Origin of the sequence: Halobacterium rubrum, from assembly GCF_021729015.1 — an archaeon.
Classification (GTDB): Archaea; Halobacteriota; Halobacteria; order Halobacteriales; family Halobacteriaceae; genus Halobacterium; species Halobacterium rubrum.
Genome location: NZ_JAJQQZ010000003.1, coordinates 25,338 through 46,230 on the forward strand (window position 1 = coordinate 25,338; position 20,893 = coordinate 46,230).

Sequence of the window (20,893 nt, forward strand, 5' to 3'; positions counted from 1 at the left end):
TATGAGTACGCAGCTACACAAGGACATCTCCGAAGACACGGTGCGGCAGCTGGCCGAGGAACGCGACGAGCCCGAGTGGCTCCTCGAGGCGCGACTCGACGCCCTCGAGGCCATGGACGGCCTCGACTACCCGAGCGTCATCCAGACGCCGGGCCGCAAGTGGACGAACCTCGAGGACCTGGACTTCGATGCGCTCGTCGGCGACCCGCTCGCGCAGACCGAGGACAAAGACCAGGTCGGCGCCGAGAACGCACGCGTGGAGTCCTTCCACGACGCGCTCCAGGACGACGACCTCGCCGAACACGTCGAGGACGCGTTCGGGAGCGTCGTCGACCCCCAGCAGAACCGCCTGACGGCGCTGTCGACTGCGCTGTTCACGACCGGGACCGTCGTCTACGTCCCCGAGGGCGTCGACGCCGAGGACGTCACCATCCGGACGTCGATGAACTCGCGGTCGCTGTTCAACTACACGCTCGTCGTCACCGAGACCAGCGCCTCCGCCACCATTCTGGAGCGCCAGAACACCGGCGACGACGTCGAGGGCGAACGGTACTACTCGGGTATCGTCGAGGTCGACGCCGGGGAGAACTCCTACGTCCAGTACGGGAGCCTCCAGGACTTCGACGAGCAGACGTACAACTACACGGTCAAGCGCGGCGACGCCGACACCTACAGCACCGTCAACTGGATCGAGGGCAACCTCGGTAGCCGGCTGACGAAGACCAGCGTCTCGACGGAGCTCAACGGTGACGGCAGCGAGACGAAGATCGTCGGCGCGTTCTTCGGCCACGACGACCAGCACTTCGACCTCGACGCGAAGGTCTGGCACCGCGCCGAGCACACGACCGCCGACCTCGTGACCCGGGGCGTCATCGACGACGAGGCCCGCAGCGTCTACGAGGGCGTCCAGGACGTCGGCAGCGGCGCCTGGGACACGTCGAGCTATCAGCGCGAGAACACGCTGATGTTGAGCGACGAGAGCGAGGCCGACGCCTCCCCGAAGCTCATCATCAACAACCACGACACCGAAGCCAGCCACTCGGCGACGGTCGGGCAGGTCGACCAGGAGACCCTCTTCTACATGCAGGGTCGTGGCCTCACCGAGCAGCAGGCCACGGACATGCTCGTGGAGGGCTTCTTCGTGCCCGTCCTCGAGGAGGTCGAGGTCGAGGAGCTGCGCGAGGACCTCCAGACCCGCATCGCCGAGCGGCTCGCGTGAGCCGTCCCCGAGAGGGAACGGCTTAAGTCCGCTTCGGACGACTACTGACTCACATGGAGACTGTATCGCCCGCGAGGTGGCTGTTGCCGTGAGTTCGCTCGCTGCGCGCGTCGACTCCGACGCCCAGCTCGCGCGCCTGCTGCAGATCGGCGTCGTCCTCGAGGAAGTCGTGGAAGTGCGCGCTCACCGGCACTACCAGTCGCTGCCCGAGGCCGAGCGCGACGCGGACATCGAGGCGCTGCTGTCGGACGCCAGCGAGGAGTCCGCCGAGCACCGCGAGCGCCTCGAGGCCGTCATCGACGACCTCGACGCGGACAGCATCCCCTTCGACGAGGTCGAGGCGCTCGTCGCGGAGAGCTACGGGCAGACCGGGCCCGAGGACTTCGACGGCGTGCTCTACGACCAGCTGCACGGCGAGGAGACCGCGTACAAGTTCTACGACGACCTCGTCGACGCCATCGAGGCCAGCGAGGACGCCGAGTTCAGCGTCGACCGCGGCGAGCTGCTGGCGACGCTGACCGACATCCGGGAGGCCGAAGCGGCCGGCGTCGAGGCCGTCGCGGACCTGATGCAGGCCGAGGAGCCCAGCGACGACGACGGAGCCACCGAGGACTCGGAGGAGGCAGACAGCACATGAACACCGCCGACCAGTACCTGAAAACGATCTTCCTCGTGGAGGAACTGAACGACGGCCCGGCGGCGACCGGCGAGCTCGCCGACCGACTCGGCGTCAGCCCGGCGAGCGTCAACGAGATGATCGGGAAACTCGAGGAGCGCGGGCTCGTCACCCACGAGAAGTACAAGGGCGCCACCGTCACCGACGACGGCGAGGCGCGCGCACGGGACGCCCTCCAGACGTACTGCATCCTCGAGCGCTTCCTCGCGAACGTGCTCGACGTCGACGACTACCGCGCCGAGGCCCGACAGCTCGAACCGGTCATCGACGAGACGGTCGCCGACCGGCTGGACATGATCATCGACCGCGAACCCCAGTGTCCGGACTGCTTCGACGCCGATGCCGACGCCTGCGGCTACCTCGTCGAGGAGGAAGCCGTCGAAGCCAACGACTGACGGTCGGGCGACTGCGGAGGCTTTTCAGCCATCGCGACTCACTCGCAGTATGGACTGTCCGACGTGCGGGAAGTCTCTCTCGTCGGAACGGGGGATGCGCCAGCACCACACGAAAGTCCACGGCGACCCGCTCCCGAACCGGAACTGTGCGGACTGTGGGACTCGCTTCTACGACCCGAAAGCGAGGCGGACGTACTGTGACGACTGCTACTCGGAAGCCGGCGAGAAGAACGGCAACTACTCTGACGCGGGGGAGTCGGCGGAGTGCAAGCGCTGTGGCGACACCTTCGAGTACTACCCGTCGAACAAGGACGGCGTCTACTGTCCGTCGTGTGTGGCAGATAGCGACGACTTCCTCGGGACACCTTACGCGGACCTCCTCGATGTAGACCGGATTGCCCGAACGTGTGAGTACTGCGAGCAGGAGATGCACGTACTGCCGTCGACAGTCCGTCAGGGACACGGACGATTCTGTAGCAACGAGTGTCTCTACGCGTGGCTGTCAGAGGACGAAACGGCTGTCTACGACGGCCGGTGGCGGGAGATGCGACGGCAGGTTCTGGAGAGAGACAATCACAGATGCCAGAAGTGTGGTGAGACGGCGGAGGAAATCGGCCGGGAGCCGGATGTCCACCACATCAGGCCAGTTCGAACGTTCGACGCCCCACAGAACGCCCACGTACTGGACAACCTCGTCGCCCTGTGTCCGAGCTGTCACGCGACTGCGGAACACGGCAACATGGAGATACTGCCACCGAAGTAGTCACCGTCTCGCAATGCATATTAGACCAGACCAAGAACGGGCCAACGTGGAGCCCTGTGGTGTAGTGGCCAATCATATGGGCCTTTGGAGCCCATGACGGCAGTTCGAATCTGCCCAGGGCTATTTTGCCGTTTCAGGGGCTGAATGTAGTTTCCGGCCGCTGATGAATCACTGCGGTCATGACAGCTCACAATCAACTCCTTCGCGAGCATTCGTGATCGTAATCAACACCGTTAGGTGCGTGGGTTCGGTACGCGGTCCCAATGACCGAACGGGTCCGCGTGCTCCACGTCGACGACGAGCCCGGATTCGCGGAGCTCGCGGCGGAGTTCCTCGAACGCGAGGACGACCGAATCGAGGTGGTGACGGCGACGAGCGCGGCGGACGGGCTGGACGTGCTCGCCGACGAGCCGGTCGATTGCGTGGTCTCGGACTACGACATGCCGGGGCGCAACGGCATCGAGTTCCTGGAGGCGGTCCGGGGGGACCACCCGGAGTTGCCGTTCGTGCTGTTCACCGGGAAGGGCAGCGAGGAGGTCGCCAGCGACGCGTTCTCGGCGGGTGCGACGGACTACCTCCAGAAGGAGGGCGGCACCGACCAGTACACGCTGCTGGCGAATCGCGTCCTGAACTACGTGGAGACGGCCGCGGCGGAGGCCCAGCGCAAGCGCCAGCTGAACGCCATCGAGGCGGCACAGGAGGGGATCTCCATCCTCGACGAGGACGGCGAGTTCATCTACGTCAACGAGGCGTACACGGACCTCTACGGGTACGACCGCGAGGAGATGCTCGGCGAGCACTGGGAGCTCGTCTACCCGGACGACGAGGTGTCGTTCGGGTCGGACGTGGTGCTGTCGGCCGTCGACGAGCACGGGAGCTGGGGCGGCGAGTCCGTGGGTGAGCGCGCCGACGGCACGACGTTCGTGGAGAACCACACCGTGGCGGCGACCGACGCGGGCGAACTCGTCTGTACCGTCCGGGACATCAGCGACCGGAAACAACGGGAGCGCGCGCTGGCGGCGCTGCACGACGCGGCGACGGACCTGGAGGCGGCCGACTCGGAGGCCGCGGTGTACGAAGTGTTGCTGGAGGCCGCCGAGGACATCCTCGAGTTCGACCTGGTGGCCGTCGACGTGGAGGTCGACGGGGCGCTCGTGCAGAAGGCGTGGACGCTGGACCTGGACACGGAGGGGTACTGGGAGGAGACGCCGCTGGAGGAGGACACGTTCGCGACGCGGGCGTACAACCGCCAGGAGACCATCGTCGCGGACGACCTGCGGGCGTACGACATCACGCCGGCGGACCCGGAGTACCGGTCGGCGCTCACGGTACCGATCGGGGACCACGGGACGTTCCAGGCGGTCTCCCGGGAGACGACGGCGTTCGACGACGCCGACCGGGAGCTGACGGAGTTGCTCGTCGGGCACGCCCGGGAGGCCCTGGAGGGGCTGGCGCGGGAGCGCGAACTCCGGTCGCGGACGGAGGCGCTGGAGCGCCAGAACGCCCGCCTCGAGGAGTTCGCGACAATCGTGAGCCACGACCTGCGGGCGCCGTTGAACGTGGCCGACGGCCGGCTGGAGCTGGCCGCAGAGGACTGTGACAGCGAACACATCCAGGTGGTACAGCGGTCGCTGGACCGGATGGACGCGCTCATCACGGACACGCTGGCGCTGGCGCGGCAGGGCCAACTGGTGACAGACACGGAGTCCGTGTCGGTCGGGTCGGTCGCCGAGGAGTGCTGGGGGCGGCTGACGACCGGGGACGCGGAGCTGGAGGTAGTCGAGGGTGGAACTGTAGCGGCGGACCCGCAGCGGCTCCAGCAGGTCGTCGAGAACCTGGCGCGCAACGCCATCGAGCACGGCGGATCGGGCGTGAACGTGCGGGTCGGCGTGACCGACGACGGGTTCTACGTGGCCGACGACGGCCCGGGAATTCCGGCGGCGGACCGCGTGGAGGTGTTCGAGCGGGGGTTCACGACGAGCGACGACGGGACGGGGTACGGGCTCGCTATCGTGGCCGAAATCGCCGACGCGCACGGGTGGTCCGTGTCGGTGGGAGACAGCGACTCTGGCGGCGCCCGCATCGACGTGGTCACCGCCGACAGCGACGAAACCGGGGGCGAAGGTGACGGCGACGAGACTGCGGAGTCGGACGCCAGCGGGAGCGTCGACGCGTAGCCCGGCGCAGCGTTCAAGTGACCGGCTGGTAACGGTTCACGTGGGTCTGAACCATGGCAACCGGCACGGTTGACTTCTTCAACGACCAGAAGGGCTACGGCTTCATCGAGACCGAGGACGCCGACGACGACGTGTTCTTCCACATGGAGGACGTCGGCGGCGCCGATCTCGAGGAGGGCCAGGAGGTAGAGTTCGACATCGAGGAGTCGGAGAAAGGGCCGCGTGCGACGAACCTCACGCGGCTGTAGGCGGGTGACTGTTCGGCGCGGCGTTACGACCGTGTGGCGCGGGCCTCGCGGACGTCGGCGCCGTCCCGGACCATGTCGGGGCACTCGGGGCAGACGCGCGGGCGCTCGACGCCGGGCGGCGTGAAGACGCGAGCGTAGTCCGTGGTCACGAAGGACCCACAGTTCTTGCACTCCGGCATCTCGTTGAGAGCATGGAAGTTTCGGTATATATGCTTTGTGTGTATTTTCGGGGCGTGAATAAAACACTGGCCGGGAGCGACAGGCCTACCCGTAGCCGCCGCCTGCCGCCGGTATGAGCGATTCGCTGGGCTCGCTGCCCGACCGGCCGCTGCGACAGCGGGAGGTGACCGCGCTGAACCACGCCGACGCCTTCTCGCTGGTAGTGCCTGTCGACCGCGAGGACGCCGTCGAGGCCGACACCCGCGAGCCGGTGGTGGTGACCGAGCAGCTGATTCTGGGGACCGACGACTGGGTGAAGGGGCTCGTGTACGACGGCGGCTGGGTGACCGTCGAAACCGTCGCTATCGACGACCCCGACGAGGAGCGCTTCGACGCGATGCGGGAGTGCGAAGTTGCTGTCTCTGCACACGAGCGGTAGCTTGATTCCGGGGCGCGTCGATGCGTCGAGTGGAGTCCCCCGCTCCACGTTGCCCACTATGGACGCAACCGAAGTCACCGCCGAATTCGAGGCGACCGACAGCGACGCACCGTTCCAGCTCGAGAACAGCTACACCCTCTCCGTCGACGTCGACGGCTCCGTGCTGGCGAAAGCCGGCGCGATGGTCGCCTACGAGGGCGACCTCTCGTTCACCGGGAAGCGGTCGGCCGAGGGCGGGCTCACCGGGATGCTGAAGGAGGCGGCGACCGGCGAGGGCACCCCCGTCATGACCGTCGAGGGCGACGGCGAGGTCTTCCTCGCGGACGACCGGAAGAAAGTCCAGGTGCTGCACCTCGACGCCGACGACCGCATCACGGTCAACGGCGAGGACGTGCTCGCGTTCGAGGACGGCCTCGACTACGAGGTCACGACGATGGACAGCCTCGCCGGGTCGTTCGCCGGCGGGTTCACGAACGTCGAACTTGCCGGCCCCGGGTACGTCGCGCTGACGACGCACGGCGACCCGCTCGTGCTGGAGCCGCCCGTGACGACCGACCCGGCGGCGACGGTGGCGTGGAGCGCCACGTCCCCGACCGTGGACGTGAACGCCAGCCTCTCGGACATGGTCGGCCAGGAGTCCGGCGAGCGCTTCCAGATGGCCTTCGACGGCGACAGTGCCGGCGAGGGCGTCGTGGTCGTGCAGCCGTACGAGGAACACGGCGCTCAGTAATCGACCCCTCCCCAGACCCGCCGCCGGTCAGTCCCGGAGTTCGAACCGGACGCGCTCCTCGCCACTGCCCGCCGTCTCGCGGCCGGTCACGACGAACTCCCCGACGTCCGCCGTGTTCCCGACGTGCGTCCCGGCGCAGGCCGTCCGGTCGACGTCCCCGCCGCCGATGTCGACGATTCTGACCTCGGTCACCGAGTCCGGCAGGAGGTCCAGACGGGTGCGTTCGGGGTCCAGTTCTGTCTCGGCGGTCTCGCGGTCGAGCGTGTACCACTCGACGTCGTGGCCGGCATCGAGCACGTCGTTGACGGCGACCTCGAGGTCCGCGAGGTCGGTGTCGTCGAACCGCTGGTCTCGCGCGCAGTCCAGCCGGGCGCGGTCGGCGTACAGCTGGTTGCCCGTCGTCTCGGCGCCGTACTCGTCGAGCAGCACCGCCGACAGCACGTGCTGGGCGGTGTGGTACCGGCTGTGTGCGCGCCGCCGGTCGGCGTCGAGCTCGCCGACCACCCGGGTGCCGGGTGCCGGCGGCTCGCCGCCCTCGATCGCGTGGTGAACTGTCTGCCTGCCCGACACGTCGGTGACGCGCCACGCTCGGTTCGGCGCTTCGTCACCGGCGTCGCCACTGTCGTCGACCTTCCGCAGCTCGCCGGTGTCGTGTGGCTGCCCGCCCCCGGTCGGGTAGAAGTGCGTCCCGTCGAGTACGACGCTGCTGCCGTCGTCGGCGACCGCCTCGACGGTCGCCTCGAACTCGGTGACGGTGCTGTTCGTCAGGTATCGCTTCTCGGTCACGTCGGCGTGGACGTGGCGGCGCCACATAACCACGTGGGCTGCAAAAGGCCTAAGACCGAAACAGACCTCTGTTGATATAATGATACAGATAGTTCGCCGCGCAACGGAGGTGAGACGGTGGGCGTCGAGATAAAGGAGTCCCCGGTCGGGGACGCGGAGTTCGACGAGATGGCCGCGTTCGTCCGGGACTACCTCGAAGCCAGCGTCGAGAACGAGGACGACGGCGGTCGGATGCGGTGGTACCCGTGGCACTCCGCGGAGTACCGGTTCACGCACATCCTGAACGTCGTGGACATCGGGGAGCGCATCGCCGAGCGGACGGGCGCCGACGTCGACGTGGTGCGGGTCGCGGCGCTGTTCCACGACATCGCGAAGCTGGAAGCCGACCAGGAGACCCACGCCGAGGAGGGCGCGCGCATCGCCCGGAAGTACCTCGAGACGCACGGCGACTTCCCGCCGTCGTTCGTCGACCAGGTCACGGAGGCGGTCGCCCGCCACTCCTACCAGGACGACCTCGAGGACCTGCCACTCGAGATACGGTGTCTCGTGGAGGCAGACCTGCTGGACAAGGCGGGCGCGAACGGCGCCGCGCTGATGTTGCTGCGGATGGGCTACGAGGCGCGGACGCACGTCGACGCCGCCGAGATGGTCGACCGGGTGCTGGAGCGCGGCGAGGACGCCGCGGCCCGCGTTGAGTCGGACGCCGCCGAGTCCATCGCGCACCGGCGCCTGAAACGCGTGCGGTGGCTCAAGGAGTGGCTGGAGGAGGAAGTGCCCGGGATGGACGCCCGCAGCTAGCTACACGCCGGCCGCCGTCCCGAGGAACGCGACGCCGAACAGCGCCAGTACGAGCGCGCTGGCGTACGCGACGGCCGTGCCGAACGCGTCGACGCGGTCGCCGGCCGCCCGCAGCGACGCCGGGAACACTGTTATCCAGGCGAGGATACCGCCGAAGAATCCCGCGACCGTGAGCACGCCGTTCGCCGCCGGCAGCGAGTAGCCGAACGCTTCGATGCTGCCGGGGTCGAGCAGGCCGACGCCGGCGGTCAGCCACCACGTCACCTGGTAGGGGTTCGCGAGCGCGAGCGCGAACGCCTTCCGGAAGCCGCGGCCGTCCGCGGCCTCGGACTCGGAGAACGACCCGGCGTCCTCGACGGCGCCGTAGGCGTAGTACAGCATGAGGAGGCCGCCGACCGCGAACAGCGCCGCTTCCAGTGTCGGGTACTGCTGGACGACGGCGACGACGCCGACGAGCGCGAGCACGAAGAAGACGGCGTCGGCGGTCATCGCGCCGAGGCCGGCGGCGAACCCCGACGTCCAGCCGCGGGTGACGCTCTCCTCGGCGATGACGGCGTTCATCGGCCCGGGTGGTGCCGCCAGCGACAGGCCGAGGGTGACGCCGGCGACCAGCGAGACGGCGGCTTCGAACACACGCTGAGGTCGGTGTGCCTCGACTAAAGCCCGCCGGTCACGGCAGAACCACCAGCAGCGGGAGGACGGCGTCGAGGACGCCGGCGGCGACGGCCACCAGTTCCTCCCAGACGGAGAACCCGACGGTGACGGCAAGCACCGTGTCCAGTGCGAAGAAGAAGAACAGGGCGGCCGAGCCGAGGTGGGCCTTGCGGGCGTCGAACTTCCCGGAGAACCGGTCGAAGAAGTAGGCGTTCGCCATGCTGACGGGGATGATGGCGAGCATCTCGCCGACCCAGATGGCCGGCGTGGCGCCGTAGTCGGCGGCGAGCCCGATGGTGATGAGCTGGGTCTTGTCGCCGAACTCGCCGGCGAACATCATCGCGAAGATGGGGATGAAGCCGCCGGCGGCGGTCGTGAGGCTGTGCCCGAACAGGCTGGCGTTGCCGAGCCGGCCGCCGACGTCGACGACGCCGCCGTCGCTGGTCATCGGGCCGCTGGCGCCCTCGGCCGGCATCGACCGGAGGAGTAGCAGACCGAAGACGACGAAGAGGGCAGCCGTGGCGACGTCGAGGGCGACGCCGGGGACGACCCGCTGGAGGGCCTCGCCGACGAGAATCTCGATGGCGGTCCAGATGGCGAACGCCGAGCCGGCGGCGGCGACGACGACCTTCGGGTCGTACTCGGTGCTGAGGCCGGCGATGATGAACTGCACTTTCTCGCCGGGGAGGACGGCCAGCTGGGCGGCGAACGCGATGCCGGCGATCTCGAGGAAGGTGCTCACGCGTCGGCCACCTCCTGGTCGACGTCGGCGCCGGTGTCGGCCGGCCGGACCTCCAGCGTCTCGGCGACGCGCTCCGGGAGGTGGACGTCCTCGCCGTCGATGTGCACGACGAACATCCCGATGGGTGCGTGTTCGACGAGCTCGAGTTCGGTACCGGGCTGGACGCCGACGTCTGCGAGGTACCGGAGTTCGTCGTCGTTGCGGTCGCTGACGCGGGCGACGACGAGGCGGTCGCCCTCGTCGTGGTCGGCCAGCACCTCGGTGTCGGGGTCCTCGGGCGGTTCGAGGTCGGCACCCGGAATCGGGTCCCCGTGAGGGTCGACGGTGGGGTCGCCGAGCTTCCGGGCCAGCCGGCGTTCGAACTCCTCGCTGATGTGGTGTTCGAGCGCGTCGGCCTCGTCGTGGACCTCGTCCCACTCGTAGTCGAGGTGGTCGGCGAGGAACGCCTCCAGCAGGCGGTGGTGGCGCAGGACTTCCACGGCGACCGTCTCGCCGTCGGCGGTGAGTTCGACGCCCTTGTACTTCTCGCGTTCGACGAGGCCGCGGTCTTCGAGCTTCTCGACCATGCTGGTGACCGTCGGCGACGTCACGTCGAGGTGGTCGGCAATGGTGGAGGTCTTCACCGGCGGGCCGTGCTCGCGCTCGAGCGCGTAGATGGCCTTCAGGTAGTCCTCCATCACGTCAGAGAGCATCTGGGTACTACGGATTAGATACGTCTAAAGTAAATATTTGACGATGGGTGTACCCGGGTTTCGGGGTGTGCGTCTCTGTCGGTGAGACGTAGTTACGACCGCAAAACGAGGCCGGAGCGGGGGATTACGCGGACTCCGCCGGCTCCGTGGCGGGTGCCGTGCTGCGGCTCGCCCGGCGGTTCCGCGCGAGCAACGCAGCGAACACGACCAGCCCGACGCCGCGCAACAGGAGGTCGAGCGCGATGCTCGTCTCGCCGGCCGGCACCCCTAGCAGGCCGAGCACATCGTAGACCGCTGACACGGCGATGGAGGGCGCCATCAGGAGCAGTGCACTGAGTGCGTAGACCGCGCGCTCGGTCCGACCGACGTCCGTGTACACGAAGCCGATGACGGTCGCGGCGAGCGCAATCACGCCGAGGAACACGCCGACCACCGGGAGCAGAATCTCGGGCACCGAGTACCACACGTCCAGCAGGTCGGGGATGCCGACGACGCTGTACTGGTCGCCGACCGGCAGGTCGCCCTCGTTGCGCCGCAGCAACACGATGCCGGGGGTCACGACGAACGCGAACGGCACGATGGCCTTGTTCAGGGACAGCGAGAACGCCTCCACGCCCGTCTGGAAGGCGTCGGACTTCGCGATGCCGGAGGCGGCGTAGGCCGCGACGGCGACCGGCGGCGTGATGTCGGCGATGACACCGAAGTAGAGGATGTAGAGGTGTGCCGCCAGTTCGGGGATACCGAACGGTGTCAACACCGGCGCGAGCAGCACGGAGAGGATGATGTACGTGACCGTCGTCGGCATCCCCATCCCGAGGATGATCGAGGACACGGCGGTGATGGCGAGCACGACCACTATCGAGCCGCCGGCGACCGACCGGATGAGCGCCACCAGGTTCGGGCCCAGTCCGGAGATGCTGATGACGCCGGGGATGATGCCGGCGGCTGCGACGGCGACGACGACCGGTACGGCCGTCCGGGCGCCGTCCTCCATGGACTTCAGCGTGAACACGCCGTAGTTGAACAGCCCGTTCTCGGTGAGCGACGGGCGGCCCAGCTCCGCTGCGGTGATGTCGGCGGCGTCGTCGACCGCTTCGTCGAAGTTCAGGCGGCTGGCGTCGGCCTGCGGGTGGATGGCCATCGTGAGCACGCCGGCGGCGATGGCGAGCCAGCCGACGTCACCGAGCATCGCCGCCAGCGCGGCGTCCGGAGACATCGCACCGGTGCCGCCACCCGTGGCCGCCGCGACGAGGCTGCCGCCGACGAGCCACTCCGAGAGGAACGTCCCGCCGAGGAGCAGCGCCAGCAGCGCGGCGAGCAGCCACCGGGTCTCGTCGCCGTAGGCGGCGATGAGCGCCATCAGCGCGCCGATGGCGACGAGCGTGAACCACGCCGACCGCGCGACGGACAGCCGCTCGATGATGAGGAAGTACAACAGCAGGCCGATGGGCACCAGGTAGAACCAGCCAGCGACGAGGTGCGAGCGGATGTCCACGAGTTCCGAGGCGTCGAGGCCCCCGATGCCCTCCTTGCTGGCCTCGAAGTGCACCATCACCCAGACGCCGAAGAAGAACACGATGGCGGGGATGGTCGCGGCGACGATGACGTCGGCGAACGGCGTCTGCGTGTACTGGACGATGAGGAACGCCGCCGCCCCCATCACAGGGGGGAGAATCTGGCCGCCCGAGGACGCCGACGCCTCGACGGCGCCCGCGAACTCGGGGCGGTAGCCGGAGCGCTTCATCAGCGGAATCGTGAACGCGCCGGTCGTGACGGTGTTCGCGATCGAAGACCCCGAGATGGTGCCCATGAAGCCGGAGGCCAGGATGGAGGCCTTCGCCGGGCCGCCCTTCCGGGTGCCGGTAGCGGCGTACGCGAGGTCGATGAACCACTGGCCGGCGCCCGACATCTCCAGGAACGCCCCGAACAGGATGAAGATGTAGATGAACTGCACCGACACCGTCACCGGGATGCCGAACACGCCGTTCTCCGTGTTGTACCAGAGGTTCTGGACGATGCTCGCCCAGTCGAAGGGCGGAATCGAGAGCACGCCGACGTACTGAGCGTTCAGCGGGATGAGGTAGCCGAAGCGCGCGTACACGACGAACATCCCGACGATGACCATCAGCCAGAGACTGATGGCGCGACGGGTCGCCTCCAGGACGAGCAACACGCCGACGACACCGAGCACGAACGCGTAGGACGTGTCGGCGAGCGGCCCGAACAGCACCGAAACCGGCTCGAGGAACGTGAAAACCTCCTGTACCGGCCGGCCCGCCTCGAGACCGAACCGCCGCATGGTCCGGATCTCGGAGAAGTCGGTGACGAAGTACGCCGCCGCGAGCGCCGATAGCCCGGCGAACACGACGTCGATGGGCGAGATGTGGTTGAGGTCCTCGTCGACGACCGCCCACGCGAGGAACCCCCCTATCGACCGGACGGCCCGCGTGACCGGGTGGTCGGCGCCGAGACGGTCCTCGAGGCCGGCGGCGAGCGCGACGCAGCGCCGCGCGAACGGGCCGTCGCCGGTGCTGGCAGGGTACAGCAGGAAGGCCAGCACGAGCGCGAAGGCGACGTGTATCGCGTTGATCTGGAGCAACTGGAGTCTCGCGAGGACGAACTCCCCGACGACGGGGAGTGTCACGGAGAGCACGGACCCGCGGGCGGCCAGCCACATCTGGAAGATCGAGAACGCGATGCCCACGGCGGCCACCGCGACGACGGCCGCGCCCTCGAGGTCGCGTTTCCGTTCGATTTCTTGCAGTACCGAGTCCGCGTCGGGCGTGTCGTCTGTCGGTTGTTCGTTAGCCATAGATGCTGTGGAGAGTCTCTGTCAGTAGCGTCCGGTGGACGAGGTGGACGTCGACGGACTCCGCGTCGCTCACGGCCACGAGGTCGTAGGTCGCGCCGTCCACGTGGAGCTCGTGGCCGGCGACCCGACCCGGGGCGACGGTGAGTCTGGTCGTGTTCCCCGGCGGGTCGTAGACGAACGTGCCGTTCTCCTCGGTGACGTTCGCGCCGGCCGGCAGCCCCCAGCCATAGGACTCGAACTCCATGCGCGTCATCTCGAGGCGGTCCCCGCGGACGGTGTACCCGTCGTAGACTCTGGACTGCTCGACGCTGTGTGTGTACTCCAGTGCGACGGTCGACCCGTCCTCGACGGGCACGGTGAGGTACTGTTGCCCCGTCTCGGCGTCCTCGACGACGAGGACGCGCTCGCCGGGGACGGCCGCCGCAGCCGTCGCTGTCGCGACGGCGAGCGCGACCAGGACGAGGACGACCTGTCCGGAGCGTTGCATTCGAATGTGCGTGGGCGCCGGCTCGCTGACCGTTCTCGATGGCGTCGACGCCGCCCGGGCGACGGGTGTGAGCGCCCGGCAGCGAGCGGGCGCGCGAGACGAGCCGTACCGGGGCGGTCGTCGCGGTGGCGTCAGCCGAAGTAGGCTTCGGCGCCGGGGTGGAGTTCGATGGACATCCCGTCCTGGGCGGAGTCGGCGCTGATGAAGTCGGTCTTGATGGTGAGGTCGTCGACGTTGTCGAAGATCGCGGCCGTGACATCCTCGACGGTGCCGTTCTCGAGGCCGTCGTGGGTCGCAATCATCGCCTGCACGGAGACGGTTTCGACGTCCTCGCTGACGCCGGAGTACGTGCCGCCCGGGATGGTGTCGTCGGCGAACCACGACGCCGCGTCCTTGACGGCTTCCCGGTTCTCGCCCTCGATGGGGATGATGTGGATGTCGTTCGTGTTCGCGAGCTCCTCGATGGCGCCGACCGGCCAGCCGCCGACGACGAACGCCGCGTCGATGTCGCCGTTCCGGAGCTGGTCGGCAGCCTGCGAGAACGACGCGTTCTGTTCCTCGAAGTCCTCGACGCCGACGGCCTCCAGAATCTGGAGCGCGTTCACCTGCGTGCCGGACCCGAGGTCGCCCGTGTTGATGGTGGCGCCCTCGAGGTCACCGACCGTCTCGATGTCCGTGGTCTGGAGCGTCAGCAGCGTGATAGTCTCCGGGTAGAGCGTGGCGACGCCCATGATGTTCTCGACGGGGTCGTCCTGGAAGGCGTCGATGCCGGTGCCGTTCTTCGCGAAGAACGCGATGTCGTTCTGGATGAGCGCGAAGTCGGCGTCCTCGTCGGCGAGGCTGCCGACGTTCTCGACGCTGGCGCCGGTCGACTGTACGTTCAGGGTGAAGTCCGTGTTGTCCTCGACGACCGTCTTGACCTCGTTCGAGAGCGGGAAGTACGTCCCGCCCTGACCGCCAGCGTGCCAGGACAGTCGCGTGCCACCGCCGCCGCCGTCGCCGCCGAGGCAGCCAGCGAGGGCTGCGACGCCCGTGAATCCTGCCGCCTGCAGGAACCGCCGACGTGTACGGTTATCTGACATACGGTCCGTAGGTCGGGTCTCGTCCGTATGGTTATTTAGCGTGTACCCGGAGTAAGGCGGTCTTACGGCCGGTAGGGAGGAAATCCGGGTTTCGCTTCCCGAAACGGGCCCGACCAGTACCGTCGGTGCTTCAGATGCCCTTGCTCATCAGGTGCGACCGCAGCACGTCCGCGTCCTTGTTCGCGGTGCCCGTGTTCAGGAGCACGACGGTGTCGTCCTCGCCGAACGCGCCCCGGTCGGCGAGCTCCCACGCGCCGGACGCCGCCGCCGCGCAGGTCGCCCCCATCTCCACGCCCGCGCGGCTGGCGACGGCGGTGCCCGCCTCCAGAATCTCGTCGTCGCTGGTCGCGACCGCGCCGCCGTCGCTTTCCCGGAGCGCGTCCAGAATCAGCGGGCTGGCGCCGGGGTCGGGAATCTCGATGCCGCCACAGATGGTGTCCGGCGCGTCCCACGGCTCGTGGACGTCCCGCCCCTCCTGTAACGCCCGAACGACGGGCGCACAGCCCTCGGCCTGCGCGGCGTACATCGCGGGCAGGTCCTCGGTGATGCCGAGCTCTCGAAGCTCCGTCGCGGCCTTGTGCATCCCGACGAGCCCGACGCCGCCCCCGGTCGGGTAGACGACGTGGTCGGGGGTCTCCCAGTCCAGTTGCTCGACGGTCTCGTACAGCATCGTCTTCTTGCCCTCGTGGCGGTACGGCGTCACGAACGTCTTCACCGAGTACCAGTCGTCGCCGTGCTCGTCCATCGCGTCCTCGTAGGCCGCCCCGGCGTCGCCGATGCGGCCCTGCACGACGTTCATCTCGCCGCCGTGGACGTTCACCATCGCCTTGTTCGTGAAGCCCGCTCGCGACGGCAGGAACACGTGTGCGTCGAGGCCGGCGCGCCCGGCGTACGCTGCCGCCGACTGCCCGGCGTTCCCCGCCGAAGCCAGCGCCACGTCACTGGCGCCGTGCTGGACCGCCGCCGTCACCGCCACGGTCTGCCCGCGGTCCTTGAACGTCCCCGTCGGGTTCCGGCCCTCGTCTTTGATGTAGAGCTCCCCGACGCCCAGTTCGTCGGCCAGCCCCGGGCACTCGACGAGCGCCGTCCCGCCTTCGCCCATCGACACGGCAGACTCCCGCGAGAACGGCAACAGCTCCTCGTAGCGCCACATCGAGTCGAACCGCCGCGACTCGAACGTCTCGGCGTCCACGTCGATTGCGTCGAAGTCGTACGTCGGGTCGAGGATACCGCCGCACTCCGGACACCGGTGAGTGGCCGCCTCGGCCTCGAACGATTCCCCGCAGTCCACGCACTCCAGCCCCTCGAACGCCGGCGTCGTCTCCATACTCCGGGGTTCGGACGCCCGGACAAAGGCCCTGTCCCTTCCGGCACGCCCGCGCCGGAAGCACCCACGTTGATGACGACACCGGACAAACGACCAGCCATGACCGACGACGAGGACGTAGTCGTGGCGGGCGGAGGGCTGGCGGGGCTGGTGGCGGCGCGACACCTCGCCGAGGACGGGTTCGACGTGACGCTGTTCGAGCGCGAACCCGAGGTCGGTGGCCGGGTGCGGTCGACGCACGCCGACGGCTTCACGTTCGACCGGGGGTTCCAGGTGCTGTTCACGTCGTACCCGGCGGCGCGCCGGGAACTCGACTACGAGGCGCTGGACCTGCGGTCGTTCTCGCCGGGCGCAGTCATCTGCCGGGGGGACCAGCGGGCGGTGCTCGGCGACCCGCTGCGCGACCCGGGCGCGCTCGTCCCCTCCATCCTGAACCGGGAGGTGTCCACAGCGGACAAACTCCGGACGCTGCTGTTGAAGCGCGAACTCGCCGGAAAGTCACTCGACGACATCTGGAGCGACGAGGACGCGACCATCGAGCAGTACCTCGCCGCCCGGGGGTTCTCCGAGCGGTACGTCGACCGGTTCGTGCGGCCGTTCTACGGCGGCATCACGCTGGACCGGTCGCTGTCCACCTCCAAGCGCGTCTTCGAGTTCACGTTCAAGCTGCTCGCCGAGGGACAGACGGTCGTGCCCGCCGACGGGATGGGCGCCGTCACCGACCAGCTCGCCGACCGCGTGCGAGACGCGGGCGTGACCGTGGAGACGGAGACGCCCGTGGAGGTGGTGGACGGCGAGAGCGGCGACGCCACCGTCGAAGTGCCGGGAGAGACTGTGGACGCCGATGCCGTCGTCGTCGCCGCGGACCCCGACTCGGCCCGCGACCTCACGGGCGTCGACGCCGTCCCGACCGAGTGGAAGGGCTGTGTCACCCAGCACGTCGCGCTGCCCGCCGGCCACCCGCTGGCGGACAGCGACCGCATCCACCTCAACGCCGAGAGCGCGGTGCCCAACACCGTCGCGCCGATGTCCGGCGTCGCGCCCGAGTACGCGCCCGAGGGCCGGGAGCTCGTCGCCGTGACGACGCTCGGGACGCCCGACCGGCCGTCGACGGACCTCGCGGCGGCCGCCCGCGAGACGGTCGCCGGCTGGTACCCGCAGGCCTCCCTCGGCGAGTTCGAGGTGCTGCACACGCACCGGGTGCCGTTCTCGCAGTTCGCGCAGCCGCCCGGCATCCACGAGACGCTGCCGGACGCCCGCGACCCCGACGGTCCGGTGTACCTCGCCGGCGACTACACCCACAACTCCTCGATAAACGGCGCGATGGACAGCGGGCTGGCGGCGGCCGATGCCGTCCGCGCGGACCTACAGTAGCCCGCGCAGGTCGCCGAGGGCGGGGAACCCGAGCGCCTCGCCCTCGCTGACGACGATGGGGCGGTACGCCGCCGGGTCGGCCAGCAGCGGCGACACCGCCGTGCCGTCGGAGAGCGTCTCGACGGGCGTGCCCGCCGCCAGTCGCGTGAACGCCGGGAGGACGAGCACGTCGCCGTCCTCGTACTGGCCGGGGCCGTAGAGGAAACAGGGGTGGCGCCGACCCTCGATTTCGACGGCGGGGTGCTGGTGGCCGACGACGTAGCGGTCGGCGCCGGTCGGCGGCTCCTCGTGGCCGTGGCAGACCACCGTGCCGTCCTCGAGCTCGACGCTGTCGGTGGCGTCAACGGCGACGGCGTCCAGCATCGTGTCGTGGTTCCCGGCCAGCACGTCCAGCGCGGCGTCAGCGTCGTCGACGGCCGCGACCAGCTCGTCCACGGTGTCGCGGACGCCGTCGGGCACCGAGCCGTGGACGTGCAGGAGGTCGCCCGCCAGTACCACCCGAGCGGGCTCGAAGCGGTCGAGGTGGTCGGCGAGCCGGTCGAGGAGGTCCTCGCGCTCGCCCAGCGGGAGCGCCACGTCCGAGGCCGCGTCCCTGCCGGCGTGCACGTCGGCGAACACGAGCGCGTCGGCCGCCGGGAGGTAGGCGACGCGACGTCCGAACACCACCCAGTCCGGCGTCTGTGTCACGTCCGCCACTCGGGCGTCCGGCGAGTTAGGCGCGGCGGTCCACGAGCGACCGACGCACGCACCCACCCGACGCCGGAGCGCTCCGTCGCGGCCACACTCAGGACGCCTGCGTGGCCGTGGCGTACGCCTCCCGGACGCGCTCGAAGGTCTCCCGGTCGCCGCCGTGGTCCGGGTGGGACTCCTTGACCTGCTCCCGGTACGCCGCCTTCAGTTCGGCGTCGCTGGCACCCGCCGGAACGCCGAGCAACTCGAAGGCGTCCTCGACCGACTGCTGCTCGCCCTGCTCGCCGCCGCCGGCCGCGTCGTCGAACAGGTCCCCGGCGCTCGGCGTCTCGAACGGCAGCCGGCCGCCCAGCGCCCACCCCGGTAGCTCGTGTTCGGCGAGGACCGCGTGCGTCTCGGAGTTCCGGATGCGGAAGTAGGCTGGCGCGTCGAACGTCACCGCGACGTCCCGCCGTGGCAGGTAGAAGGCGACGTGCCGGCCCGCGACGAAGTGGTCCTCCGCGAACGGCTCGCCGATGGCGCGCAGGTACTCGCGGATCTCGGCGCGGCGCTTCCACTCGCCGGACCGCGCGGACGACGCCGTCGCCACGGGCTCCGTCGGGAACAGCCGCTCGCCGGCGACGAACACCGCAGCCACGAACACGGTGACGCAGCCGGTGATTGCCAGCCCCCAGGCGAGCCAGCCGGGTAACACACCACCCACTGGGGGCTGCTTGGAGAAGAATCGTTCGCCGGTGGCGGGGACCGACCGGCTGGACCGTCGGACAGCGGGGACCGGGACGTAGCGGCTACTGCTCGTCTAGCGTCAGGTCCGCCCAGGCGACGGTCTCTTGCTCGACGACGTTCGCGGGGTCCAGCTCCGGGGCGCCGAGGACCCGTGTCACGTTCGCCGGGAGGTTCTCCGGGGCCGACATCGCAAACGCCTCCGAGGAGAGGTCCGTCGTCTCCGGGTCGGCGACGACGACCCGCATCACCATCCCGAAGCTCAGGTGCGGGAGGCAGAGCACGTCGTAGACGCCGGCCGCCTCGAACTGGTAGAGCCACGACTCCCCGTCGACGATGGGCGGCGACGTGAACCCCTCGACGCCGTCCGGAATCCGGTTCGGCACGGGCCGCTGTGGAATGCCGTACTTCTCGTGGAACGCCGTGACCGTGTGCTCGCCGGCCGCCGACAGGAAGTGAACGACACCGCCGGGCGGGACGTGTATCCCGGCCGGGTCGAAGTAGAACTCGAGCGGAAACGGCTCGCCGCTCTCCGGGTTGAGCGGGAAGTTCTCGTGGACCCCTTCGCCCTCTTCGGTCACGAGTTCGACGACGGTGTCGATGTCGACGCTGTCCGTCTCGTCCGCCGCCAGCGGGTAGCCCCACGTCGGGTCGACGAGGTCCTCGACGAAGCTGCTGTCGTCACCGTCTTCGCCGTCCTCCTCCTCCTCCTCCCCGCTCTCGTCCCCGTCGTCCCCGTCGCCGTCGTCTTCCTGTGCTGTGCCGACGACGCTCGCACCGCCGAGCCCGGCGAGTGCGACACTCGCGCCCGTGGCCTTCAGCAGGGTTCGCCGCGACCAGTCCGCGAGCGTGCTGTTCGCCTCCTCGGTCGGGTCGCTGGTATCTCGGGACATCCACTGTCAATCTCGCCCGCCAGAATGAATGTTATTAGTAGTAATATTCTGCCGGGCGCTCGCCGACAGAAACGGGTCCGCCAGTAGTCACAGCAACGACACACGTCTGCGGCGGTCGAGGCGACGGCGAACCGTCCCCGGCGCTTCCTCTCTCGCCACCCTAAGCCACGATTTCTCCCGGAGAAGCCGCTGAAAGACGGCGTTTATGAAACGAACGTGTCAGCTCTTCGCTGCGGACGGCGGGCGACACTGTCCCCGCCCAGCTGTCCGGCCTTCAGCCGATGTACCGGAGGTCCTCGTCGCCGGGGCTCGGCCCGTCCTCCATATCCTGCAGGCGGGAGACGACCTCCTCCATCTCGTCGGCGCGGTCGTCCAGCGCCTCCTCGTCCACGTCGAACCCGAGGAGCTCCTCGAGCACCGCGAGGACAACCTTCGCGGCCTTCGGGTCGACGAGGTAGCCGGAGGTCTCGCCCATCAGACAGACCGCGTCGAACCCGCGCTTGCCGCCCAGCCCCACGAGCAGGCCGCTGGAGCCGACGATGCCGCCCGCGGGCTCCTCGCTGCGGAACTCCACGCCTGCCTCGGCCAGCTCCTCCTTGAGGTCGGCGTCCGACACCGACCCGACGACGTCGTGCTCCTCGACCAGTTCGCCCGTCGGGACCCCGCCGAGCGCGAACACGTCGGTCGTGTCGAACGTCTCGGCGACGTCGAGGAACGCGTCGGTCACGCGGTAGTGGCCGACGTTGTCCTGCGCCTGGTGGTTGCCCGTCAGAACGAGGAGGTCCCGGCCTTCGGTCTCGACGGCGTGAATCTCGGCGGCCGCCAGCTCCGCGACGCTGTCGTCGTCGACGGTGACCTGTGGCGGGAAGTGCTCGCTGTGCACGCGACACACGAGCTGGCTGTCGGCCTCCTCGACGACGTGCTCGGCGACGAGTTTGCCGACGTGACCGACACCCGGCAGCCCCTCCACGAACGCGGGGTCGTCGAGCTCCGGCTCCGCGACCCACTCCGTGCTGATTTCGTCCAT

General features: G+C 69.0%; 23 protein-coding genes and 1 tRNA gene. 11 read left to right on the forward strand and 13 right to left on the reverse strand.

Translation table 11 applies throughout. From position 1 onward, the window contains the following. Position 1: 1 nt before the first annotated feature. The 7 genes from sufD (at position 2) to LT971_RS11500 (ending at position 5,478) form a co-directional block, all read left to right on the forward strand. The gene (gene sufD, locus LT971_RS11470; RefSeq protein ID WP_237007071.1) at positions 2-1,219 is read left to right on the forward strand and encodes a Fe-S cluster assembly protein SufD; all 1,218 of its coding nucleotides are present in this window, start codon (positions 2-4) and stop codon (positions 1,217-1,219) included. Between the two features lie 88 nt (positions 1,220-1,307). Beyond that, positions 1,308-1,856, forward strand: a complete 549-nt coding sequence (locus LT971_RS11475; RefSeq protein ID WP_237007072.1) for a ferritin-like domain-containing protein — start codon at positions 1,308-1,310, stop codon at positions 1,854-1,856. Beyond that, the gene (locus LT971_RS11480) at positions 1,853-2,290 is read left to right on the forward strand and encodes a metal-dependent transcriptional regulator (protein ID WP_237007073.1); all 438 of its coding nucleotides are present in this window, start codon (positions 1,853-1,855) and stop codon (positions 2,288-2,290) included. The genes LT971_RS11475 and LT971_RS11480 overlap by 4 nt, the downstream gene beginning before the upstream one ends. Positions 2,291-2,339: 49 nt before the next feature. Continuing rightward, positions 2,340-3,053, forward strand: a complete 714-nt coding sequence (locus LT971_RS11485; protein ID WP_237007074.1) for an HNH endonuclease — start codon at positions 2,340-2,342, stop codon at positions 3,051-3,053. Positions 3,054-3,103: 50 nt separating this feature from the next. After that, positions 3,104-3,176: transfer RNA gene (locus tag LT971_RS11490), tRNA-Gln, on the forward strand. Positions 3,177-3,316: 140 nt separating this feature from the next. Next, positions 3,317-5,230 carry a hybrid sensor histidine kinase/response regulator gene (locus tag LT971_RS11495; protein ID WP_237007075.1) on the forward strand — a complete coding sequence of 638 codons (1,914 nt, stop codon included), beginning with the start codon at positions 3,317-3,319 and terminating at the stop codon, positions 5,228-5,230. 53 nt (positions 5,231-5,283) lie between these two features. Continuing rightward, positions 5,284-5,478: a cold-shock protein gene (locus tag LT971_RS11500; protein ID WP_237007076.1), complete on the forward strand. Its 195-nt coding sequence runs from the start codon at positions 5,284-5,286 to the stop codon at positions 5,476-5,478. 23 nt (positions 5,479-5,501) lie between these two features. On the opposite strand, the gene LT971_RS11505 is transcribed toward LT971_RS11500, so the two are convergent. Next, complete coding sequence (locus LT971_RS11505; protein ID WP_237007077.1) at positions 5,502-5,657, reverse strand: DUF7563 family protein; 156 nt, start codon at positions 5,655-5,657, stop codon at positions 5,502-5,504. Positions 5,658-5,770: 113 nt separating this feature from the next. On the opposite strand from LT971_RS11505, the gene LT971_RS11510 reads away from it, so the two are divergent. Next, on the forward strand, positions 5,771-6,076 hold the full coding sequence (locus tag LT971_RS11510) for a DUF7964 domain-containing protein (RefSeq protein ID WP_237007078.1): 306 nt from the start codon (positions 5,771-5,773) through the stop codon (positions 6,074-6,076). A gap of 58 nt (positions 6,077-6,134) precedes the next feature. Further along, the gene (locus tag LT971_RS11515) at positions 6,135-6,806 is read left to right on the forward strand and encodes an AIM24 family protein (protein WP_237007079.1); all 672 of its coding nucleotides are present in this window, start codon (positions 6,135-6,137) and stop codon (positions 6,804-6,806) included. 27 nt (positions 6,807-6,833) lie between these two features. Here the strand turns inward: LT971_RS11515 and LT971_RS11520 are convergent, their stop codons facing one another. Continuing rightward, positions 6,834-7,592 carry an alanyl-tRNA editing protein gene (locus LT971_RS11520; protein WP_237007080.1) on the reverse strand — a complete coding sequence of 253 codons (759 nt, stop codon included), beginning with the start codon at positions 7,590-7,592 and terminating at the stop codon, positions 6,834-6,836. A gap of 117 nt (positions 7,593-7,709) precedes the next feature. Between LT971_RS11520 and LT971_RS11525 the strand changes: the two genes are divergently transcribed. After that, on the forward strand, positions 7,710-8,390 hold the full coding sequence (locus LT971_RS11525; RefSeq protein WP_237007081.1) for an HD domain-containing protein: 681 nt from the start codon (positions 7,710-7,712) through the stop codon (positions 8,388-8,390). On the opposite strand, the gene LT971_RS11530 is transcribed toward LT971_RS11525, so the two are convergent. From LT971_RS11530 to LT971_RS11560, 7 genes are all read right to left on the reverse strand, one after another. Beyond that, positions 8,391-9,023, reverse strand: coding sequence for a LysE family translocator (locus LT971_RS11530; protein ID WP_237007082.1), 633 nt, complete (start codon positions 9,021-9,023; stop codon positions 8,391-8,393). A 37-nt stretch (positions 9,024-9,060) separates the two neighbouring features. After that, positions 9,061-9,786 carry a TMEM165/GDT1 family protein gene (locus LT971_RS11535; RefSeq protein ID WP_237007083.1) on the reverse strand — a complete coding sequence of 242 codons (726 nt, stop codon included), beginning with the start codon at positions 9,784-9,786 and terminating at the stop codon, positions 9,061-9,063. Then, complete coding sequence (locus tag LT971_RS11540; protein ID WP_237007084.1) at positions 9,783-10,478, reverse strand: metal-dependent transcriptional regulator; 696 nt, start codon at positions 10,476-10,478, stop codon at positions 9,783-9,785. The genes LT971_RS11535 and LT971_RS11540 overlap by 4 nt, the downstream gene beginning before the upstream one ends. Before the next feature lie 124 nt (positions 10,479-10,602). Then, positions 10,603-13,290: a TRAP transporter permease gene (locus LT971_RS11545; RefSeq protein WP_237007085.1), complete on the reverse strand. Its 2,688-nt coding sequence runs from the start codon at positions 13,288-13,290 to the stop codon at positions 10,603-10,605. Continuing rightward, the gene (locus LT971_RS11550; protein WP_237007086.1) at positions 13,283-13,777 is read right to left on the reverse strand and encodes a DUF1850 domain-containing protein; all 495 of its coding nucleotides are present in this window, start codon (positions 13,775-13,777) and stop codon (positions 13,283-13,285) included. The genes LT971_RS11545 and LT971_RS11550 overlap by 8 nt, the downstream gene beginning before the upstream one ends. 131 nt (positions 13,778-13,908) lie before the next feature. Continuing rightward, positions 13,909-14,859 carry a TAXI family TRAP transporter solute-binding subunit gene (locus LT971_RS11555; RefSeq protein WP_237007087.1) on the reverse strand — a complete coding sequence of 317 codons (951 nt, stop codon included), beginning with the start codon at positions 14,857-14,859 and terminating at the stop codon, positions 13,909-13,911. A gap of 130 nt (positions 14,860-14,989) precedes the next feature. Further along, on the reverse strand, positions 14,990-16,186 hold the full coding sequence (locus LT971_RS11560; protein ID WP_237007088.1) for a threonine synthase: 1,197 nt from the start codon (positions 16,184-16,186) through the stop codon (positions 14,990-14,992). A 99-nt stretch (positions 16,187-16,285) separates the two neighbouring features. Between LT971_RS11560 and LT971_RS11565 the strand changes: the two genes are divergently transcribed. Beyond that, positions 16,286-17,560 carry an NAD(P)/FAD-dependent oxidoreductase gene (locus LT971_RS11565; protein ID WP_237007089.1) on the forward strand — a complete coding sequence of 425 codons (1,275 nt, stop codon included), beginning with the start codon at positions 16,286-16,288 and terminating at the stop codon, positions 17,558-17,560. Here LT971_RS11565 and LT971_RS11570 read toward each other — a convergent pair. The 4 genes from LT971_RS11570 to LT971_RS11585 form a co-directional block, all read right to left on the reverse strand. Further along, positions 17,552-18,247 (reverse strand): metallophosphoesterase, encoded by a 696-nt coding sequence (locus LT971_RS11570; protein WP_237007090.1) that lies wholly within the window; start codon positions 18,245-18,247, stop codon positions 17,552-17,554. The genes LT971_RS11565 and LT971_RS11570 overlap by 9 nt on opposite strands. Positions 18,248-18,344: 97 nt before the next feature. Further along, positions 18,345-18,944: a J domain-containing protein gene (locus LT971_RS11575; protein WP_237007091.1), complete on the reverse strand. Its 600-nt coding sequence runs from the start codon at positions 18,942-18,944 to the stop codon at positions 18,345-18,347. 94 nt (positions 18,945-19,038) lie between these two features. Continuing rightward, positions 19,039-19,866: a plastocyanin/azurin family copper-binding protein gene (locus LT971_RS11580; RefSeq protein ID WP_237007092.1), complete on the reverse strand. Its 828-nt coding sequence runs from the start codon at positions 19,864-19,866 to the stop codon at positions 19,039-19,041. 274 nt (positions 19,867-20,140) lie between these two features. Beyond that, positions 20,141-20,893, reverse strand: a complete 753-nt coding sequence (locus LT971_RS11585) for a proteasome assembly chaperone family protein (protein ID WP_237007093.1) — start codon at positions 20,891-20,893, stop codon at positions 20,141-20,143.

What these genes read in the sequence shown, in the direction of transcription:
- LT971_RS11515 (WP_237007079.1), top strand. Translation starts at nt 6,135, where the DNA reads ATGGACGCAACCGAAGTCACCGCCGAATTCGAGGCGACCGACAGCGAC.
- LT971_RS11585 (WP_237007093.1), bottom strand. Translation starts at nt 20,893, where the DNA reads ATGGACGAAATCAGCACGGAGTGGGTCGCGGAGCCGGAGCTCGACGAC.
- LT971_RS11580 (WP_237007092.1), bottom strand. Translation starts at nt 19,866, where the DNA reads ATGTCCCGAGATACCAGCGACCCGACCGAGGAGGCGAACAGCACGCTC.
- LT971_RS11485 (WP_237007074.1), top strand. Translation starts at nt 2,340, where the DNA reads ATGGACTGTCCGACGTGCGGGAAGTCTCTCTCGTCGGAACGGGGGATG.
- LT971_RS11500 (WP_237007076.1), top strand. Translation starts at nt 5,284, where the DNA reads ATGGCAACCGGCACGGTTGACTTCTTCAACGACCAGAAGGGCTACGGC.
- LT971_RS11510 (WP_237007078.1), top strand. Translation starts at nt 5,771, where the DNA reads ATGAGCGATTCGCTGGGCTCGCTGCCCGACCGGCCGCTGCGACAGCGG.
- LT971_RS11495 (WP_237007075.1), top strand. Translation starts at nt 3,317, where the DNA reads ATGACCGAACGGGTCCGCGTGCTCCACGTCGACGACGAGCCCGGATTC.
- LT971_RS11545 (WP_237007085.1), bottom strand. Translation starts at nt 13,290, where the DNA reads ATGGCTAACGAACAACCGACAGACGACACGCCCGACGCGGACTCGGTA.
- LT971_RS11540 (WP_237007084.1), bottom strand. Translation starts at nt 10,478, where the DNA reads ATGCTCTCTGACGTGATGGAGGACTACCTGAAGGCCATCTACGCGCTC.
- LT971_RS11555 (WP_237007087.1), bottom strand. Translation starts at nt 14,859, where the DNA reads ATGTCAGATAACCGTACACGTCGGCGGTTCCTGCAGGCGGCAGGATTC.
- LT971_RS11505 (WP_237007077.1), bottom strand. Translation starts at nt 5,657, where the DNA reads ATGCCGGAGTGCAAGAACTGTGGGTCCTTCGTGACCACGGACTACGCT.
- LT971_RS11560 (WP_237007088.1), bottom strand. Translation starts at nt 16,186, where the DNA reads ATGGAGACGACGCCGGCGTTCGAGGGGCTGGAGTGCGTGGACTGCGGG.
- LT971_RS11550 (WP_237007086.1), bottom strand. Translation starts at nt 13,777, where the DNA reads ATGCAACGCTCCGGACAGGTCGTCCTCGTCCTGGTCGCGCTCGCCGTC.
- LT971_RS11480 (WP_237007073.1), top strand. Translation starts at nt 1,853, where the DNA reads ATGAACACCGCCGACCAGTACCTGAAAACGATCTTCCTCGTGGAGGAA.
- sufD (WP_237007071.1), top strand. Translation starts at nt 2, where the DNA reads ATGAGTACGCAGCTACACAAGGACATCTCCGAAGACACGGTGCGGCAG.
- LT971_RS11565 (WP_237007089.1), top strand. Translation starts at nt 16,286, where the DNA reads ATGACCGACGACGAGGACGTAGTCGTGGCGGGCGGAGGGCTGGCGGGG.